At 68.7% G+C, this 13,214-nt stretch carries 11 protein-coding genes; 2 read left to right on the top strand and 9 right to left on the bottom strand.

The features are described 5' to 3' along the window. Positions 1-106 precede the first annotated feature (106 nt). From ACPYN9_RS05960 to ACPYN9_RS05925, 8 genes are all read right to left on the bottom strand, one after another. The gene (locus ACPYN9_RS05960) at positions 107-817 is read right to left on the bottom strand and encodes an ABC transporter ATP-binding protein (RefSeq protein WP_424464811.1); all 711 of its coding nucleotides are present in this window, start codon (positions 815-817) and stop codon (positions 107-109) included. Next, positions 814-1,815, bottom strand: a complete 1,002-nt coding sequence (locus ACPYN9_RS05955; RefSeq protein WP_424464809.1) for an ABC transporter ATP-binding protein — start codon at positions 1,813-1,815, stop codon at positions 814-816. Before ACPYN9_RS05955 ends, ACPYN9_RS05960 begins: the two co-directional genes overlap by 4 nt. Beyond that, a complete protein-coding gene (locus ACPYN9_RS05950) occupies positions 1,812-2,942 on the bottom strand; it encodes a branched-chain amino acid ABC transporter permease (RefSeq protein ID WP_424464807.1) in 1,131 nt (376 codons plus the stop codon). The genes ACPYN9_RS05955 and ACPYN9_RS05950 overlap by 4 nt, the downstream gene beginning before the upstream one ends. A 4-nt stretch (positions 2,943-2,946) precedes the next feature. Further along, positions 2,947-3,837, bottom strand: coding sequence for a branched-chain amino acid ABC transporter permease (locus ACPYN9_RS05945; RefSeq protein WP_424464805.1), 891 nt, complete (start codon positions 3,835-3,837; stop codon positions 2,947-2,949). Between the two features lie 57 nt (positions 3,838-3,894). Then, entirely contained in the window at positions 3,895-5,094 is a 1,200-nt protein-coding gene (locus tag ACPYN9_RS05940; RefSeq protein ID WP_424464803.1) for a branched-chain amino acid ABC transporter substrate-binding protein, read from the bottom strand. Positions 5,095-5,244: 150 nt separating this feature from the next. Next, complete coding sequence (locus ACPYN9_RS05935; RefSeq protein ID WP_424464801.1) at positions 5,245-5,919, bottom strand: GntR family transcriptional regulator; 675 nt, start codon at positions 5,917-5,919, stop codon at positions 5,245-5,247. A gap of 134 nt (positions 5,920-6,053) precedes the next feature. Further along, complete coding sequence (locus tag ACPYN9_RS05930) at positions 6,054-6,602, bottom strand: EVE domain-containing protein (RefSeq protein ID WP_424464799.1); 549 nt, start codon at positions 6,600-6,602, stop codon at positions 6,054-6,056. A gap of 43 nt (positions 6,603-6,645) precedes the next feature. After that, positions 6,646-7,182, bottom strand: a complete 537-nt coding sequence (locus tag ACPYN9_RS05925) for a DUF4916 domain-containing protein (protein WP_424464797.1) — start codon at positions 7,180-7,182, stop codon at positions 6,646-6,648. Positions 7,183-7,213: 31 nt separating this feature from the next. Between ACPYN9_RS05925 and ACPYN9_RS05920 the strand changes: the two genes are divergently transcribed. Next, positions 7,214-7,924 (top strand): alpha/beta hydrolase, encoded by a 711-nt coding sequence (locus ACPYN9_RS05920; RefSeq protein WP_424464795.1) that lies wholly within the window; start codon positions 7,214-7,216, stop codon positions 7,922-7,924. 10 nt (positions 7,925-7,934) lie between these two features. Here the strand turns inward: ACPYN9_RS05920 and ACPYN9_RS05915 are convergent, their stop codons facing one another. Beyond that, positions 7,935-8,114 (bottom strand): PspC domain-containing protein, encoded by a 180-nt coding sequence (locus ACPYN9_RS05915; protein ID WP_424464794.1) that lies wholly within the window; start codon positions 8,112-8,114, stop codon positions 7,935-7,937. Between the two features lie 126 nt (positions 8,115-8,240). Between ACPYN9_RS05915 and ACPYN9_RS05910 the strand changes: the two genes are divergently transcribed. Next, a complete protein-coding gene (locus ACPYN9_RS05910; protein ID WP_424464792.1) occupies positions 8,241-13,199 on the top strand; it encodes an Lhr family ATP-dependent helicase in 4,959 nt (1,652 codons plus the stop codon). Positions 13,200-13,214 lie beyond the last annotated feature (15 nt).

Here is a 13,214-nt window from a genome sequence, read left to right as displayed (position 1 = left end):
CACACACCATGAATGCGTGCAAGCGGAAAGCGACCGCCCGCGTGGCGGGACTCTTGACCCGAGAGACGCCTGGCCCGCCAGAACGCGGCGAGCCAGGCGACAGCCATCAGCCCAGGTAGGCCTCGATGACCGCCTTGTCCTTCGCGAGATCGGACGCCCGGCCCGACAACGTCACGTGCCCGTGCTCGATGACGTAGGCCCGGTGCGCGACCTTCAGCGCCGCCCGGGCGTTCTGCTCCACGAGCAGGACCGTCGCACCGCGTTCGTTGATGCGACCGATCAGCTCCATCACCTGCTTCACAACCAACGGCGCCAGCCCCATCGACGGCTCGTCGAGCAGCAGCAGCTTCGGGCCACCGACGTACGCACGCGCGATCGCCACCATCTGCTGCTCACCGCCGGAGAGCGTGCCGCCCTGCTGCGTCCGGCGCTCGAGCAGCCGAGGCATGAGCTCGTAGCACTCCTCGACCCGCTCGGCCACGACCTTCGGATCCTTGACCTGGTAGCCGCCGAGCAGCAGATTCTCGTGCACCGACATCGTCGAGAAGATGCGGCGGCCCTCCGGCACATGGATGAGCCCGTCCCGCACGAGGTCCCACGGCTTGGCCCCGGTGATGTCCTTGCCCCGCCACGAGATGCTGCCGCTCTTGGCCCGTACGAGCCCCGAGAGCATCGTGAGCGTGCTGGTCTTCCCCGCACCATTGTTCCCGAGCAGCGACACCACCTCACCCTCATTGACCTCGATCGACAGACCGCGCAGCGCCTGCACGCGCCCGTAGAAGAGGTCGACGTCCTTCACTTCGAGTTCAACGCTCATGGTCGACCCTCCTCCGCGGAGCCCTGTTCCGCGATGCTCTCTTCATCGATGTGATCACGAAGGGTGCGCGGCCGCTCCGGCGAATCGAGCTGCTGCCGAGCAACCTCCTCCTCGACCTCGTCCTCGGGATCCTCGACCCCCAGGTACGCCTCGATCACCCTCGGGTCGTTCTTGACGTCCTCGGGCAGCCCATCCGCGATCTCCCGACCGAAGTTGAGCACGATCACCCGCTCCGAGATCTCCATCACGAGGCCCATGTCGTGCTCGATGAGCACGATGCCGACCCCGAGGTCCCTGATCTTGCGGATCAGCGCGATGAGCTCCTGCTTCTCGTTGTGATTGAGACCTGCAGCCGGCTCGTCGAGCAGCAGCAACTTCGGCTGCGTCGCGAGCGCTCGCGCGATCTCGACGCGACGCTGCTCGCCGTAGGGAAGCTGGGAGGCCAGCAGCTCGTCGTCGAGCGAGTAGCCGACGAAGTCGAGCCAGCCCCGCGCATCCTCGAGCGCCTTCTCCTCGACCCGTTTGTAGCCGAACGTATGGAGCATCGTCTGGAACACGTTCTGGCGGATGCGCGCGTGCATCGCCGTCTTGACGTTGTCGATGACCGACATGTCGCGGAACATGCGCACGTTCTGGAACGTGCGGCTCAGCCCGAGGCGGGTGATCGTCGACGGTTGCTTGCGCATGATGTCGACCCCGTCGAACGTGATCGACCCCGAGGTCGGCCGGTAGAAGCCGGTGATGCAGTTGAACGCGCTCGTCTTGCCCGCCCCGTTCGGGCCAATCACCGAGATGATCTCGCCCGCGTAGGCATCAAACGAGGTGCCGTCGACGGCCTTCACACCGCCGAACTGCAGCCGCAGGTCACGCACCGACAGCAGCGGCTCGCCGGCGTGCGCCCGCCGGAACTCCTCGGCGACCGCGGTCACCGACTCCGTCTTCGGCACGTCAATGGGAGAGGTGCCGTAGACCTCACCCGCGCCTGAAACCTGGCTCATGCCTGCTCCTTCGAGAGGTCGATGTTGGCGTCTGGCCCCTCATGGGCCGAGAAGCCGTCCTTCGGAGACGGCGGCTCACCCTTTGCCCTCGACTTGAGGAACGGCAGGATCGCCGTCGCCGGCCAGATGCCCTGCGGCCGGAAGATCATCATGATCACCAGCAGCACGCCGAAGACGAGGAAGCGCCAGTCGGAGAACTCGCGCAGGATCTCCGGCAGCAGCGACACGAGCAACGCGCCGACGATGACACCGGGGATCGAGCCCATGCCACCGAGCACGACAGCCATGAGGAGCAGCGCCGAGTTGAGGAACACGAACGACGTGGGACTGATGGCCGTCTGGTGCGCCGCCATGAGCACACCGGCCAGGCCGCCGAACACCGCGCCGAGCACGTACGCGCCGAGCTTGGTCGTGTAGGTGTTGACGCCCATCGCCTCCGCCGCGTCCTCATCGTCCTTGATGGCACGCCAGGCGCGGCCCATCTTGCCCTTGCCGAGCCTCGATGCCGCGATGATCGCCGCACCGCCCGCGACGATGACGCAGAGGAAGTAGAGCAGAATCTTGCCGTTGAACTCGATGCCGCCGATCGTGAGGCCGTCGGCGAACGACCAGCCGAAGAACTCGAAGGTATCGATGCCGGAGATGCCGGAGGGCCCGCCCGTGACCTCGAGGTTGTTCGCGGTGAGGCGAATGATCTCACCGAAGCCGAGCGTCACGATCGCCAGGTAGTCGCTGCGCAGTCGAAGCGTCGGGCCGCCGATGATGAGGCCCGCGAGGATGCACGCGACGATGACGAAGGGGATGGTCGCGATGAGCGGCATGTCGAGCAGCGTGTTCAGCACGCCCGCCGTGTAGGCGCCCACAGCGAAGAAGGCGTAGTAGCCGAGGTCGAGCAGCCCCGCGTAGCCGACCACGATGTTGAGGCCCATCGCCAGCATGATGTAGATCATCGCCGACGTGCCGATGGAGATGACGTACGGGGTCGCGTTGATGAACGGGAGGAGGAACGCGAAGAGGAACAGCACGAGGCCGACCAAGTTCATGAAGGTCTTCGGGTTCAGGAGGCCCTTGCGCGGGGTCGGACGCTCCACCGTGGGGGCAGGCGCCTGCAGTCTGATGTCGGTCATGGGATCACATCCGTTCCACGACGCGGGCACCGAGGATGCCGGTCGGTCTGAAGGACAGGAAGAGGATCAGGCACGCGAACGAGAACACGTCGCGCCACTGCCCGCCCAGCCAGTGTGTGCCGAACGCCTCGAGCAGGCCGAGCACGAGGCCGCCGAGCATGGCGCCGTAGAGGTTGCCAATACCGCCGATCACGGCGGCGGTGAAGGCCTTCAACCCGATGACGAACCCGGCGAGGAAGTCGATCGTGCCGTAGTAGGCACCCGCCATGACGCCCGCGGCGCCCGCGAGGGCCGACCCGATGAAGAACGTGCGCGAGATGACCTTGTTGACGTTGACGCCCATGAGCTGGGCCGCCGTCGGGTCGAGCGCGATGGCGCGCATCGCGCGGCCGTCGCGCGATCGCATGATGTAGGTGTTGAGGGCAAACATCAGGGCGGCCGCGACCAGCATCATGATGATCTGCGGCATCGTGATGCGGCCGCCGAGCAGATCGAGCGCCTCGCCTTCGAGACGCGTCGGGTACACCTTCGGGTCCGGCCCGAAGATCTGGCGCACGCCGTACTCGAGGATGAAGGACATGCCGACCGCGGTAATGAGCACGGCGAGGCGGGGGCTCGAGCGCAGTGGCCGGTAGGCGACGCGCTCGATGGTCACGCCGAGAATGCCCGTGAAGATCATCGCGAGCAGCATGACGAGCAGGATGGAGAGGATGCCGCCCCCGGCGAGGCCGGAGAACGCCGAGAAGATGGTGAGGCCGGCGAACGCGCCGACCATGTAGACGTCGCCGTGCGCGAAGTTGAGCAGCTTGATGATGCCGTACACCATGCTGTACCCGAGCGCGACGAGCGCGTAGAAGGAGCCGACGAAGAGCCCGTCGATGATGAGTTGAATCACAGTGGTTCCTGACTGCGGAAGCGGGCGGAGAGTTCCCTCCCCGCCCGCCATGGCTGATTAGCTCTTCAGGTCATCCTCGAGGATGAAGGTGCCGTCGGGTCCGACGGTGACGATGGCGAAGCCGCCCTCGCTCAGGGTGCCGTCCTCAGTGAAGGTGAGGGGCCCGGAGAAGATGTCGAAGCCGTCAAGCGCGTTGAGCGCCTCGATCACCGCAGGCCCGTCCGTGGTTCCCGCATCCTCGATCGCCTGCGCGACGACGCGGACGGCGTCGTAGCTCTGCGTCGAGTACGGACCCGGGGCCGCGCCGAACTTCTCGGTGTAGGCGTCGATCCAGTCGGTCGCGCCTTCGAGCATGTCTGGGGTCTGGGTGAACGTGCCGAGCACGCCGTCGGACGCGCTGCCCGCGATCTCCGCGAACTTCGCGTCGACCGAGCCGTCGGCCACCATGATCTTGCCCGTGTAGCCAGCTGCGCGCAGCTGCTGCGTGATCAGGCCGCCCTCCTGGTAGTAGCCGGTCCAGTACATCATGTCGGGGTTCGCAGAGACGACCTTGTTGACGTTCGCCGCGTAGTCGGACTCGCCGGCGTTGACCGACTCCTGGAGGACCACGTCGATGCCGAGCTCAGCCGCCTGCTCAGCGGCCGACTTCGCGAGGTCGGTGGAGTAGTCGGTGTTGTCGTCGACGAGCGCCAGGGTCTTCACGCCCTGCTTCTCGGCGTACTTGAGCATCGACTGGGCCTGCTGCGTGCCGGTTCCGTTGATGAGGAAGACGTTGTCGAGGCCAGCTGCGACAAGCTGGTTCGAGTTGGCCGCGGGAATCACCATGGGGATCTCAGCGGTGTTGAAGATGGGGAGCGTGGGGAGCGTGGCGCCCGAGCAGTAGCCGCCGACCGAGGCGACGACGCCATCGGTGACGAGCTTGTTGGCCGCTGCCGTCGCGCTCGTCGCGTCACAGGCGTCGTCGGCGGTGACCAGCTCGAGCTGACGACCGAGGACACCACCTGCTTCGTTGAGCTCGTCGATCGCCATCTTGGCACCGTTCTCCATGTACGGGCCGAATGCAGACTCGGACCCCGAGAACGGCGCAGCCAGGCCGAGCTTGATGGGCCCATCGTCTGACCCGGCGTCGCCGCCGCCCGCGACACCTCCGGAGCATCCGGTCAGGGCGAGCGCAGCGGTTGCGAGCAGTGCTCCTGGGAGGAGCACTCTCTTCCAGATGCCAGCACCCCGAGGGCTGGTGGAACGACGTGCAGTCATGGTGAGTTCCTTCCGAACAGACGTCAGAATCGCCGGACCATCTCCGGTGATGGGATGTCACACATTACTGTTCGCCAGGGTGCCGCAGAAGGTCCCTGCACACGCTTGAAACACAGTTGTTACAAAGTGTTTCGCTAGGTGGAGGGTTTGTTAAGACTCTTCGGGTAGGCCCGCCCACCAGCCGACCACATGGCCGATGTGGCGGTGCATGAGCTCGGCAGCCTCATCCGCCCTCCCCTGCTCCAGCAACACCAGCAGATCCGCATGCTCGCGCGACGACGCAGTGAGCTCCTCGGAGCCCAACATCTCGGTCAACCCGGTGAGCCTCGTCTGCCGCCGCAGGGCGGTCACGATGGACACGAGCCGGTCGTTGCCGGACAGGCCGAGGAGCCGCTCATGGAACTCGATGTCGACGGCGAGGTACAACGGGAGGTCGCCAGCCGCGGAAGCCGCGTCGATCCGAGTCGCCAGGTCACGTAACTCCGCGCGCGGCTCCTCTGGGAAATCCGCCGCCAGCTCCCGGACGACCGGCACCTCCAGCAGCTGCCGCACCTGCACGATCTGCCGCAGCTCCTCCACGGAGACGTGCGTCACCCGGAAGCCCTTATTGCGCACGGGCTCCACGAAGCCCAGCTTCTCGAGGTTCAGCATCGCCTCCCGCACCGGGGTGGCCGAAACCTGGAACCGCGCCGCGAGCGCGGGCACCGACACGAGCTCACCGGCGGCGAGGCCGCCGGACACGATCGCTGCAGCGACCGAGTCCTCAATGGTGGCGCGCAGGTTCGACTGCTGGGCTGCCGGCCTGAAGTCCAACGCGTCGATCATGGACACCCCGTTCGTAGAGTCACCTGGTCGGAAAGCGTAAGGACACGTCAGCGATGTTCGTCACGCTCACTCAATAATGTGTCACATGCGCCGAAAATGCGCGTTCTTCCGCTGAAACGTGAGGCAACGGATGCTCAGAAACGGATCGAGTAGGGGTCCTCGTCCGCATTCCGGTCGCCCTCGCGACCCCCGGCGGACGAATCCGCCTGCGACAGGCCGGTGTCACGGATGAGCCCCATCCCCAGCGCGCTCGGCTCCGGCGACGGCCGCCTGACCGCATCCTCGAAGATCTCGAAGTCGCGCCGCGACAGCTCCAGCCAGCCCGCACGCAGACGCTCGCCCCAGTACCGGTCGTTGCGAGTCAGATCAAGCAGATCCCTGAGCGGCCGGATGGGCGCGGGGCGCGACTCCCGCATCCACTGCACCTCGCGGCGCCACGGCGACGAGCCCCTCCCGCCTGCGCGATACGGCGCGTCGTCGAGCACGTAGCCCGCCTGCACGACGCTCCGCATCGGCTCGCCATCCGGGTTCGTCTCGCGCGGGCAGTAGAGCACCACGCCGTCAGAGACGCGCATCTGCTCGACGCCCTCTAACGCACCCCAAGGCGCCTGGACGAAGCCCGCCTCGACCATGGCGAGGGCGCGATCGAAGGGCTGCACAACGAGCCAGTAGCGGATGGCCATGGTCAGATTGTGCCCGAACGCCGTCCCGCCGTGGTGCGGACGGCTACGGCCAGAGACCCAAGTGACCGATCGCGGTGCGCAGCACCTGACCCCGCCCGCCCTCCAGCTCCTCGAGGAGGTCGGGGTCGAGGGCCTGCTGCGGGGTGAGCCACGTGATCTCGAGCGCGTCCTGCCGAGGGTTGCACTCCCCCGCGACCGGCACGATGAACTCGAGCGCCACCGCGTGCTGACGCGCGTCAAACAGCCCGGAGCCAGGCATGGGCGAGAACTCCGCGACGGTGAAGGGGGCGAGCGCCTGCGGCAACGCAGGGAACGCCATGGTGCCGAGGTCCTTCTCGAGGTGGCGCAGCAGCGCATCCCGGATCGACTCGCCGTACTGCACGCGCCCGGACACAAACGAGCGCGTCATCACGCCCTGGCTGTCGGCGCGGAGCAGCACACCGAGGTGCTCAACCTTGCCCGTGGCGTCGACGCGAACCGGGATGGCTTCGACATACAGCATCGGCACGCGACGCCGCACGAGCGCGAGCTCGTCGTCGTTCATCCAGCCGGACTCGGGATCAGGAGTGCGCACCGTCATGTCCCCATTGTGGACCATGTATGTTTCCCGGGTGAGCACAGCATCCACAGGCATCGATCCGACGACACTGCTCTGGCGCGGCGGCGACGCTGCGACGGCAGCGACCAGCACCGTCCCGCTCGTCGTTGGTCTGCACGGCTACGGGGCCGACGGCAGCGACATCCTCAGCCTCACCGGGCAGCTGCCGCAGGGCTACCGCTACGTCTCGGTGCCGGCGCCGCACGCTCAGCCTGAGGGTGGCCGCGAGTGGTTCCCGCTGCGCTTCGCCGACCCGCTCACCGGAGAGGTCGCCGTCGACGCCGACGCGCAGCTCGGCCTCGAACAGGGTGCGAACGACGCAGCATCCGCGGTGCTCGAGCTCCTCGACGGGCTCGGCGTGTTCGCATCGGGCGCGCCGGTGGCGCTGCTCGGCTACTCTCAGGGCGGCATCGTCGCCATGCAGGCGCTGCGTCAGCGCCCGCGTGCTTTCGCGGGCGCGCTCCTGATCTCAGGGCTCGTCGCCGTCGGTACGCTGCCGGGCGACGCCGAGCTGGCACAGACCCGGCCACCGGTCTTCTGGGGCAGAGGTTACGCCGACACGGTCATTCCCGCGCTCGCCGTCGAGCACACGGCCGCATGGCTCGAGGCCCACGCCGACGCAGAGATCTACGTCGAGGCGGGCCTCGGTCATGCGGTCTCAGAGAGCGAGCTGCCGCGCATGGCGGCGTTCCTTGAGCATGTGCTCGGAGAGCTCGCGCCCTGAACGCCCCGCGCTACTCGTTCGGGATGAGCAGCCAGAGGGCCAGGTAGATGATGACCTGCGGACCCGGGATCAGGATCGACAGCACCGTGAGCAGGCGGACGACAAACGGCGACCAGCCGAACCGCTGCGCGATACCCGCGCAGACACCGGCGATGACGCGACCGCTGCGGGGGCGGACAAGACGCTTCATATGAGATCACTCCTTCAGAACGTGGTGCCTCCAGCTTGACCCATCCCGCCTGGATGATCGTCCGCCGGGAGGTTGATCCTCTCCCCCTGAAGGCTGATGTCGGTGGTGTGTGGTTCTGTTGGTGTCATGCCTGAATTGACCGCGCTGGATGCCTTCTCCCCCGCCACCCGGGAGTGGTTCCGCGGGGCGTTCGTCAGCCCGACCGCGGTGCAGGACGCATCGTGGCGTGAGATCGCGGCAGGGCACCACACGCTTGTCGTCGCGCCGACGGGCTCCGGCAAGACCCTGAGCGCCTTCCTCTGGGCGATCGACCAGCTGGCCGCAGAGCGCGGCGCGCAGAGCACGGAGTCGAGCCCCGAGCGGCGCACGCGCGTGGTCTACCTCTCGCCACTGAAAGCACTCGGGGTCGACGTCGAGCGCAACCTGCATTCGCCCCTCGTCGGCATTACGCAGACCGCCAGGCGGCTCGGCGCCGTCGCCCCCGACATCCGCGTCGGCGTGCGCTCAGGTGACACGAGCCCGGCGGAGCGCCGGCAGCAGCTGCGCAATCCGCCAGACATCCTCATCACCACGCCCGAGTCCCTCTACCTCATGCTCACGTCGCAGGCACGGAAGACGCTCACCGGTGTGACCACCGTCATCATCGACGAGGTGCACGCCGTGGCCTCGAGCAAGCGCGGCGCGCACATGGCGCTCACGCTCGAGCGACTCGACGCCCTCCTCGACAAGCCGGCGCAGCGCATCGGGCTCTCCGCGACGGTCCGACCGCTCGATGAGATGTCGCGATTCCTCGCGGGCAACGCGCCGGTGAGGGTCGTCGCACCCCCGAGCACGAAGACCTTCAAGCTCGAGGTGCGGGTGCCGGTCGAAGACCTGAGCGACATCGGCATGACTCGGGCGGGGGCTGCGACGCCGACGTCGACAGACGCATCCGGTGCCGTCACCGACGCCGACCCGTTCGCTGGCTTCGAGACGGGCGCGGCAGCCGGATCGCTCCGGGACCCTGCCGTCGACCCGGAAGAGAGCGGCTCGGTGTGGCCGCACATCGAAGAGGCGATCGCCGACCTCGTCGAGTCGCACCGTTCGACCATCGTGTTCGTCAACTCCAGGCGGCTCGCGGAGCGGCTCACGGCGCGGCTCAACGAGATCGCCGAGGAGCGGGCCGCGGGTGATGCCCCGGCGATCGAGGCGGCCGAAGATCGCGACCCGTTCAGCGCGGCCGCGCCGGGCGTGCGCTGGTCGTCCGGAGACCACAGCGCCAAGCCGAAGGCCGACCCGAAGCGCCCGCCCGCCGTCTCGATGGGGCAGGCGGGCCAGTCCTCAGGCGCACCGCTCGCCTTCGCGAGAGCCCACCACGGCTCGGTCTCGAAGGAGTCGCGTGCCGAGGTCGAGAACGCCCTCAAAAGCGGCACCCTCCGCTGCGTCGTCGCGACCTCCAGCCTCGAGCTCGGCATCGACATGGGTGACGTCGACCTCGTCGTGCAGGTCGAGTCGCCGCCCTCCGTGGCGAGCGGCCTTCAGCGGGTCGGCCGCGCGGGCCACCAGGTCGGCGAGACCTCCGAGGGCACGATCTTCCCCAAGCATCGGGCAGACGTGCTGCACTCCTCGGTGCTCGCCTCCCGCATGGTGACCGGCCAGATCGAGCGGATGCGGGTGCTCGCGAACCCGCTCGACGTGCTGGCGCAGCAGACCATCGCGGCCGCCGCGATCGAAGACCTCGACGTCGAGGAATGGTTCGACCTCGTGCGCCGCTCGGCCCCGTTCGCGTCGCTGTCGCGCCCCCTCTTCGACGCGACCCTCGACCTCCTCTCCGGCAAGTACCCGTCAGACCAGTTCTCAGAGCTCCGGCCCCGCCTCGTCTGGGACCGCGACCTCGGGACCCTCACCGGCAGGCCAGGTGCCGCGCGACTCGCCGTCACCTCTGGCGGCACCATCCCCGACCGGGGCCTCTTCGGTGTCTTCCTCGCAGGCTCGGAAGACGCGAATGCCCAGCGAGGCCCGCGCCGCGTCGGCGAGCTCGACGAGGAGATGGTCTACGAGTCGCGCGTCGGCGACGTCTTCGCGCTCGGGGCGACGAGCTGGCGCATCGCCGAGATCACCTTCGACCGCGTGCTGGTGACCCCCGCATACGGGCAGCCGGGGCGCCTGCCGTTCTGGACCGGCGACGCACTGGGGCGCCCGTCCGAGCTCGGGCAAGCCATCGGGGCCATCACGCGCGAGATCGCCGCGAGGGGGCAGGTGCCAGAGGCTCTCGCGACACTCATGGACGCGAACGCGGTGCAGAACGCCGTCGCGTACGTCCGCGAGCAACAGGAGGCGACCGGCCAGGTGCCGAGCGACCACACGCTCATCGTCGAGCGCACCCGCGACGAGCTCGGCGACTGGCGTATCGTCCTGCATTCGCCGTACGGATCCCCCGTCCACTCGCCGTGGGGCCTCATCGTCGCCGCGCGCATCCGGGACCGCTACGGGATCGACGGCGGTGTCGTCGCGAGCGACGACGGCATCATCGTGCGCATCCCCGAAGGCGACGCCGAGCCGCCCGGCGCCGAGCTGTTTGTGCTCGAGGCCGACGAGATCGAGCAGATCGTCGCGCGCGAGGTCGGTGGCTCGGCGCTGTTCGCGTCGCGGTTCCGCGAGGCCGCGGCTCGCGCGCTGCTGCTGCCGCGCCTCAACCCCGGGAGGCGCTCGCCCCTCTGGCAGCAGCGGCAGAAGGCGGCGCAACTGCTCGACGTCGCGAAGCAGTACCCGACGTTCCCGATCATCCTCGAGGCGGTGCGCGAGGTGCTGCACGACGTGTACGACCTCGACGCGCTGGTCGACCTCGCGAAGCGCATCGCCGGTCGCGAGGTGCGACTCGTCGACGTCACCACCGAACAGGCGTCGCCCTTCGCTCGGACGCTGCTGTTCGGCTACGTCGGTGCGTTCATGTACGAGGGCGACAGTCCGCTGGCCGAGCGTCGAGCGGCCGCGCTGGCCCTCGACACGAGCCTCCTCGCCGACCTCCTCGGGCGAGTCGAGCTGCGGGAATTGCTCGACGCGAAGGTCATCGCGCAGCTCGAGGCCGAGCTCCAGCGCACGGCCCCCGACCGCCGAGCCCGTGACGCCGAGGGGGTCGCCGACCTGCTGCGGGTGCTGGGGCCGATCAGCGTCGAGGAGATCGCTGCGCGGCTCCGCGAGGCCGACGCGGACGACGACACGGACGACCACAGAGCCGACCACAGTGCCGAGCCGGTCGACGGGACCTCAGCAGCTACAGGCTCTGAAGCGTCGGCCACCTCGGCTGCGGCATCCTCGGCGGCGCCCTCGGGCGCGAGCGTCGAGATGGCCGAACAGTACGCCGCCGAGCTCGTCGCGGCCAAGCGTGCCCTCCGCGTGCGCATCGCCGGTGTCGAACGCATCGCGGCGATCGAAGACGCGAGCCGGCTGCGGGATGCGCTCGGCGTGGCCCTGCCCATCGGCGTGCCGGTCGCCTTCATCGACCCGGTCGACGACCCTGTCGGTGACCTCGTCGGCCGCTACGCCCGTTCGCACGGCCCGTTCTCCGTCGCCGAGGTCGCCGAGCGCTACGGCACAGGGCAGGCGGTGGTGCGCGAGGCACTCACCCGCCTGGAGCTCGCCCGCCGCGTCGTCGAGGGCGAGTTCCGGCCCGATCGGGAAGGCTCGGAGTGGGTCGACGAGACCGTGCTCAAGCGACTCCGTTCCCGTTCCCTCGCGGCGCTCCGCAGCGAGATCGAACCCGTCGACCACGCCGCGTTCGCGAGGTTCCTCCCCGCCTGGCAGCACGTCGGCGGCGACCTGCGCGGCATCGACGGCCTCATCACCGTCATCGACCAGCTCGCCGGGGTGCCGGTGCCCGCATCCGCGCTCGAGACCCTCATCCTCCCCGCTCGGGTTCGCGACTACCACCCGAGCATGCTCGACGAGCTCACGACAGCCGGCGAGGTGCTGTGGCGCGGCCACGGTGCGATCGGCTCGAGCGACGGGTGGATCAGCCTCCACCTCGCCGACACGGCCCACCTCACCCTGCCCGACCAGCCGGAAGGCGAACCGGATGCGCGCGGCAGGCACATCCTCGACGCCCTGGCCGGGTCCGGGGCTGGGTTCTTCCCCCAGCTCGCCAGGCACGTGCGGCTCATGCTCGAACCCGAGTCGATCGGCGACCGAGAGCTCTCCGACGCGCTCTGGGCGCTCGTGTGGCAGGGGCGCGTGACCAACGACACGCTCGCCCCGCTTCGCGCGCTGCTCTCCGGCGGCCCGGGCTCGGCGAGCACCTCGGCGCACCGCGCCCCGAGCCGGGCCGCCCGCGGCCGGCTCTACCGAGGCCGAGTCGCCATGGCACCGACCGACTCCGCGGGCAGCCCGACCGCATCCGCCTTCGCCGCCCAGCGCCCCGCTGCCTCGCAGCCGCACACGAGCGGCCGGTGGACCCTCGGACTGAACGGCGTGACCGACGCGACGGAGCGCGGCCTCGCCATCGGCGACCTGCTGCTCGACCGCTACGGCATCGTCACCCGAGGCAGCGTCATGGCCGAAGAGGTGCTCGGCGGGTTCGCGCTCGTCTACCGTGTGCTGGCTCGCTTCGAGGAGTCCGGCAAGGCCAGGCGCGGGTACTTCATCGAGAAGCTCGGCGCGGCCCAGTTCTCGACGGTCGGTGCCGTCGACCGGCTGCGGAGCTTCACGAACGAGCTTGACGCCGAGAAGCGGTTCGAAACGATGACGCTCGCGGCGACCGACCCGGCGAACCCTTACGGGTCCGCACTCGCCTGGCCCGACGCAGAAGAGTCGCAGACGAAGCACCGACCCGGCAGGAAGGCCGGCGGCCTCGTCACGATGGTCGACGGCGAGCTCGCGCTCTACGTGGAACGTGGCGGAAAGACGCTGCTGACGTTCACCGATTCCGACGAGGTCCTGCGCGCGGCCGCCCGGTCGCTCGCTGAGACAGTGAGGCGCGCGCGCATCCCGAACCTCGTGATCGAACGCGTCGACGGCACGTTTGTGCTCGAGACACCGCTCGCGAGCATGCTGCAAGAGGGCGGATTCTCGCTCACGACCCGCGGATTGCGCATGCGGCCAGGCAATTGACCCCACCCCAAACGA

Source organism: Pseudoclavibacter helvolus (genome assembly GCF_049707175.1).
GTDB classification, from domain to species: domain Bacteria; phylum Actinomycetota; class Actinomycetes; order Actinomycetales; family Microbacteriaceae; genus Pseudoclavibacter; species Pseudoclavibacter helvolus_A.
This window is presented reverse-complemented; position numbering and strand designations above follow the sequence as displayed.